The sequence below is a fragment of the Snuella lapsa genome, assembly GCF_039539345.1.
Taxonomy (GTDB): domain Bacteria; phylum Bacteroidota; class Bacteroidia; order Flavobacteriales; family Flavobacteriaceae; genus Snuella; species Snuella lapsa.
Window position 1 is genome coordinate 1 of the sequence record NZ_BAABCY010000090.1, and the last position, 6,391, is coordinate 6,391.

6 protein-coding genes are annotated in these 6,391 nt (G+C 32.2%); 4 read left to right on the forward strand and 2 right to left on the reverse strand.

Going from position 1 to position 6,391, the window contains the following annotated elements:
• Positions 1–52 precede the first annotated feature (52 nt).
• Both ABD792_RS16805 and ABD792_RS16810 read left to right on the forward strand, forming a co-directional pair.
• A complete protein-coding gene (locus ABD792_RS16805) occupies positions 53–865 on the forward strand; it encodes a hypothetical protein (protein WP_345007531.1) in 813 nt (270 codons plus the stop codon).
• Between the two features lie 13 nt (positions 866–878).
• On the forward strand, positions 879–2,738 hold the full coding sequence (locus ABD792_RS16810; RefSeq protein ID WP_345007532.1) for an O-antigen ligase family protein: 1,860 nt from the start codon (positions 879–881) through the stop codon (positions 2,736–2,738).
• Positions 2,739–2,880: 142 nt separating this feature from the next.
• Here ABD792_RS16810 and ABD792_RS16815 read toward each other — a convergent pair whose 3' ends face one another.
• Both ABD792_RS16815 and ABD792_RS16820 read right to left on the reverse strand, forming a co-directional pair.
• Positions 2,881–3,228 carry a hypothetical protein gene (locus ABD792_RS16815; RefSeq protein ID WP_345007533.1) on the reverse strand — a complete coding sequence of 116 codons (348 nt, stop codon included), beginning with the start codon at positions 3,226–3,228 and terminating at the stop codon, positions 2,881–2,883.
• Positions 3,229–3,272: 44 nt separating this feature from the next.
• Positions 3,273–4,247 carry a polyprenyl synthetase family protein gene (locus tag ABD792_RS16820; protein ID WP_345007534.1) on the reverse strand — a complete coding sequence of 325 codons (975 nt, stop codon included), beginning with the start codon at positions 4,245–4,247 and terminating at the stop codon, positions 3,273–3,275.
• Positions 4,248–4,371: 124 nt separating this feature from the next.
• On the opposite strand from ABD792_RS16820, the gene ABD792_RS16825 reads away from it, so the two are divergent.
• Both ABD792_RS16825 and ABD792_RS16830 read left to right on the forward strand, forming a co-directional pair.
• Positions 4,372–4,971, forward strand: a complete 600-nt coding sequence (locus ABD792_RS16825) for a TetR/AcrR family transcriptional regulator (RefSeq protein ID WP_345007536.1) — start codon at positions 4,372–4,374, stop codon at positions 4,969–4,971.
• Positions 4,972–4,975: 4 nt separating this feature from the next.
• On the forward strand, positions 4,976–6,295 hold the full coding sequence (locus ABD792_RS16830) for a TolC family protein (RefSeq protein WP_345007535.1): 1,320 nt from the start codon (positions 4,976–4,978) through the stop codon (positions 6,293–6,295).
• Positions 6,296–6,391: the final 96 nt, after the last annotated feature.

Consider the following 6,391-nt stretch of genomic DNA (forward strand, 5'->3'; position numbering starts at 1 on the left):
TTCTTTGTTGATCTTTTCTTTTTAATCTATCTTTAAACTTTAATTGGTAGTTTTGAGACAGACTGCCGTTGCTGTAGATGAATGTCCTACTTGGGCGCATCGTAATTCGGGACATCAATGGAATGCCTTTTTAGATGCAACTACGAGATGGATTCCCTTTGGTGGAGCAGAAACTAACCCTGATGAGTTTGACGTTATTAACGATTCTGTTAAAGCTCCCAAAATATTTAGACATACCTTTTCTTTTCAAGAAGATTTTGCTCCCAAAAACATAGCCAATAGAGACATCCCTCCTATTTTCAGGCAAAAAAATCGTATTGATGTTACAAGTGAATATGTAAACACTTCCGACATAACAATTGCACTGGATAATTCCATCGAGCTAAATAATGATATTCTATATCTAGCTGTGTTTAATGCAGACCAATGGAAAATAGTTTCATGGGCATCTATAAATGATGGAAATGCAACGTTTAAACAGATGGGAAATAATAACATTGTATACCTTCCTGTTTTTTATAGAGATAATAAAATCATACCAGCAGCGCCCCCCTTTATTCTTACTCCAAAAGAAAAAACACCAATTATCCCTAATCTCTCGGAAAAAGAATATGTGTCATTAAAATACTATAATAAGTTTTATGATATTGAATGGCATATTGGCAGACCTAAAACAGGTTGGAAGATGGAACTTTTTTATTGGGATAATCAATGGATTTCTTGCGGCACACAAGTTGTTAAAGCTGACCGGGTTTTAACGTTTAAAGCTCCAACAGACGGATTATATTTAATAAGGTCTTATAATTTCGCTAATACTTGGCAACGCATTTTTACTATTGAAAATGGCGAACAAGTTTGGTTTTAGTTCCTACTTATTAATGAAAGTAGAAAAAGTAATTGATTTATTATTTGTATTTATCCTAATTGGAAGTTTATTTTATCTACTATCTCCATTTGAATTTTGGAAATGGGACGCAATTCTTTACAACGTTGAAAAAATTAATTTAGGAACCTTATTTCTTTTAGTTGCGTTTGCATGTTTAATATTAAAAAGCTTTGTAGAAAAAAAATCGATTCAACTTACCTATATTGACGGACTACTTCTAGTATACAGTTTATACCTTGTAATACATGGCTATCTATTGAGGCCAATAAACCCTGACATTATATTTGTTATTGAAAATCTTTTACTAATACTCCTTTACATATGTATTAGAAACCTTAATCAATTATTAATTAAATACACCTTTGGCATAGTAATTCTAGCCGGTTTACACCAAATCTACTTTGGCATTTTAACACAAACAAAATGGTTTGCCCCTGGATTTGGTCTATCAGATATTAAAGGGCATTACATCAACCAAGGCCCTTTTGCTGGAATTATTGCCTGTTTGGTCTTGATCACTTTTGGTTCTATTTTGAACATGTTTAGAGAAATTGGTAATGACAGACAGAACATTATAAAAAGATGGGGTATAATCTCTCTAAATATACTGATATTATGTTTTCTAATAATTGTTCTTTTTTACAGTAATTCCAGAGCAGCATGGTTAGCTTACATGACATGTGTGCTATTTTATTTATGGCATTGGTTTGCAATCGGAACTAGGTTCAAAAAAGCAGCTAATTACTCATGGTTTAAAATTATATTCTATTCTGCAATTCCTGTCATAATGATTGGAATACTATATGGTCTATATACATATAAAAGGGATTCGGCCGACGGCCGGGTACTGATATGGAAAATTGCTTCCGAAATGGTATTTGATAAACCTGTATTAGGGCACGGAATAAACACGTTCCAATCTAAATACATGCCATATCAAGAAAAATATTTTGCGGAGTATAAAGACGATTCAAAACAACACTTAGCCAATAACAACCAATATGCCTTTAATGAGTCTTTAAAAACTGCCTGCGAACAGGGAGGCATGGGTATTTTAATTATTGTTATTGTTGGATATCTGTTTGTACTTTCAATTAAGAAACCATTCGGGAATTATTTGAATCTTATTTCCATGTCAGGGCTACTCTTAATCCTCATTTTCGGTTTCTTTTCTTATCCAATGGAAATAACCCAATTAAAAATCATGATGATTCTATTTATAGGAATACTGTCTAAATCGTCAAATAAAATTGTATCTATTAAATATTGGAAAACTTTAGAATTGAATAATTTACGCAATAGTTATAGAATAAAAAGAGGTGTACTTTATACTATATTTTTGATAGTAGCCTTAACCGGCGAGTATAAACTCTATAAAACATTCATTATTTACAAAAATTGGAACACTGCTTTATTTGAAATGAAAAAGGGTGATTTGAAAAGCTATATTACGTTTAGCGAAAAAAATCACCAATCATTATGTGAAAATGGCTATTTCTTAGGTTATTTTGGAAAGGCACTATTTAAGGAAAAAAAATATGTACAAGCTCATGAAACACTTGAACAAGCTTTATTTTTAATTCCATCTACTGATATCTGTATTGACATTGGACTGTGTTATAAAAACTTGGGGGAATACAAAAAAGCGGAAGTCTTTTGGATTAAAGCATCTAATATGGTGCCTTCCCAATTTAAACCCGAATATTTAATAGCCAAAATGTATTTTGAAATTGGTCAAAAAGATAAGGCCAAAAGAATTGCCTCCAATTTATTAACCAACAAAAAGATTAAAGTTTACTCAATAGAGGTATATCAAATTATTGAAAAACTAAAAAAAATGGTTGAATTATAAGCCTTTGATTTTTTGTATTAAAATCAAGCTTGGCATCAATTCCAAAAAAAATCACGCAGTTAATTTGACAACATAGCTTTTAATCGTCCTCAACACATGTTTAATTAGGTTTCAAAAACTGTCTTCCAAAACCTAAGCAAAATTAGTATTTACTCCTATACCACACCTTTTGCCATTCACGCTTTAAAATAAGAAACGACACTTCCTCCGATAATTTAAGCGCATCACTGCCATCTAAACATTTCACCTGAGACTCAGGCACATCGATTATGTATAATAAATTTAGATAATCAATAAATTTTTCCTGAATGAGTTTAAATACCGTTTCATGAAGCATAAGTTTCAAACTTGAAGGCAAGATAGTTTCATCAAACCCTAGGTCGATGTTTGCCAACAAAAAATCCTTATTAAGTTGAAGCACCAATTTTTTATACAGATCTAACTGTTGCGCTTCTTCTATTAAATTATTAAAGGTTGCTGGTGATTTCATTCGTTAGGTTCTCAAATAACAAGCTTATCTCAATTATTGTTTTACTATACAGTTCTATTCATCAAGCTTTCACCAAAATCTTTCAATAGTTGCTTTTTGTCATCAGAAACATTCAGAGATGCTAATAAAGCAAAGGCCTTATTTGTATAATCCTGAATAGCCTCTTTGGTAGCTTGTGCTGAACCCGAAACCGTAAAAATCTGCTTAACAGTATGTATCTTATCCTGTAAAGCGCCTGTATTGCTACTAAACAAATGCTGGAGCTGCTGTTTATTGCTATCAGAAGAAAACTCTAGTGCCTTTAAATACAAATAGGTTTTTTTATTTTCTATGATATCACCTCCCACTTGTTTTCCAAATGTCTTAGGATCTCCAAAAGCATCTAAATAATCGTCTTGCAACTGAAACGCTATCCCTAAATGCTTCCCAAATTCATAAATAACATCTTGATCTTCTACAGAAGCACCTGCAACGATCGCTCCCATTTTCATTGAAGCTCCTACCAAAACAGCTGTTTTATAAGCTACCATTTTTAAGTACTCGGGAATGGTTACATCATTTCGGGTCTCAAAATCAATATCGTACTGCTGACCCTCACAAACTTCTAAAGCCGTTTTGCTAAACAGCTTGGCTAAAGCCTGAAATGTTTCGGCATCGTACTTTTCAAAAAGCTGATACGCCATAATTAACATGGTATCGCCCGAAAGAATACCCGTATTAATATTCCACTTTTCATGAACCGTTTCATGCCCTCGACGTAATGGCGCATCGTCCATAATATCGTCATGCACCAAAGAAAAATTATGAAAAACCTCTATACTTAAAGCGGCATCCAGAGCCTTATCGGGATCACAATTAAATATTTCGGCTGTCATCAATGTTAAAATAGGACGCAAACGCTTACCTCCTAAACTTAAGATATAATGAATAGGAGCATATAAATTTTCAGGCTCTTTTACTGCTGCATAAGCATCTAAATATGCAACAAATTTTTGACGGTATTGTTCTATAGAAAGCATCCCACAAAAATAAAGTAATTAAGCACATTTAAAAGTTTGAATGTAAATTATATGTTAAATGAATGTAAAACTAAGGAAACTTTTTTGGTTTTTAAAGTTTCCTGATGTACATTTGTCCCTCATTATGAGAGATAAAATACTTACAAACGCAACAGAATTATTTTTAAACTACGGTTTTAAGAGTGTTACTATGGACGATTTGGCTAATAAAATAGGCATATCTAAAAAGACTATATACCAACACTTTGACAACAAAACCAAACTTGTAGAAGCAACTACGCTATATATATTCGATCTTATCTCGCAAGGTATCGATTGTATTTGTGCTTTAGATAAAAATCCAATTGAAGAAATTTATCAAATCAAAAAGTTTGTGATGGAACATCTAAAAGATGAAAAATCATCACCACAATACCAACTTCAAAAATATTACCCAAAAATTTTCGAAACACTTAAAGCTAAACAGTTTAGTGTTATGAAAAAGTGTATCACCAACAACTTAGAAAGAGGTGTTGCTGCTGGCCTATATAGAGAAACCTTAAATGTTAACTTCATTTCCAGAATCTATTTTAGTTCTATGTTAGCTTTAAAGGACAAAGAACTATTTCACGATAAAGACTTTTCAATGACGATGCTTATGGATAATTATCTAGAATACCACTTGCGAGGTATTTGCACACCAAAAGGACTAGAAATTTTAACAAAACATATAAATAAAATATAAATAGATGAAACTAAAACTAATACTTGCGCTACTCAGTTCCTTTGCTATGTTTTCGCAAGGTGACACACAAAACTTTTCTTTAAAAGAAGCAGTAAAATATGTCTTAGAAAACAATAGAAATATTAAAAATGCCGACTTAAACATTCTTGCGGCAAAGCAACAAGTTTGGGAAACAACGGCACTTGGGCTACCTCAAATAAATGGAGCCATCGACTATTCAACTTATATAAAGACACCTTTCGACACGTCCATGCTGGATGCAGACGACCCATTCCTCTTCTTGTTTCCCAAGCACAATTTAACACCAAGCCTTACTTTAAGACAATTGCTTTTTGATGGTGGTTATATTGTAGGGCTTCAATCTAATAAAGTGTTTTTAGAAATTTCACAAAATGCCAAAGACAAAACGTTTAATGACATTGAAACCTCCGTTATAAGTGCTTACAACAATGCTTTACTTACAAAAGAAAGTATTGAAATCATGAAAAACAACATTCATGTTTTAAAAACAAACTTGGAAGAAACAACTAAAATATTCGAAAATGGCCTAACAGAAGAAGAAGATGTAGAACAACTGCAACTAACACTTTCCGGTTTAGAAATAAATTTAAAAAACCTAGAAACCTTACATGATATTTCTAAAGGTTATTTAAAAGTATTATTAGGGATAAGATCAGATACGACCATAGAGTTAACAGATACTTTAGAAGCTTTAATCTTAGAAAATATTTCCTTGAACTTAATAGAGGAAGAACACCCTATAACAAATAATATAGACTTTAGAATTGCTGCAAACCAAGTTGAAAGTAAGCGTTTGGAATACAAGCTAGAAAAATCCAATCAACTACCGAAACTAACCGCCTTTGTAACTTCCAATTATTTAGGTTATAGTGATCGGTTTTCCAGATTTTTCAAAAAAGAACAAGACTGGTTATTTACAACTGTTGGAGGTGTTAGCTTGAACATTCCATTATTTAGTTCCTTTGGTGGCAAAGCCAAACGTCAAAAAGCAAAAATTGAATGGGACATTGCCAAGAACAATTTAATAACAACAGAAACCCAATTAGAAGTAGAATTCAAAAAAGCTAAAAACGAATATACTTTAGCAATAGACACTTATGCCAACAAACAAAAAAATCTGGCCTTGGCTGAAAAGATTGAAAGAAAGAATACCACTAAGTATAAAGAGGGCATTGCAAGTAGCTTTGATTTAAGACAAGCGCAAATGCAACTCTATTCAAGCCAGCAAGAATACCTACAAGCCATTATTGATGTTATCAACAAAAAAGCAGCTCTGAAAAATCTATTAAACATACCAAACTGAGTTTAGGTGTTTATTAAAAACATTTTTTGAATATCCGTAATACATCATAATTCAAAAAATAGGGTTATTTTTGAAAAAACAGTGTCTCTATGAATA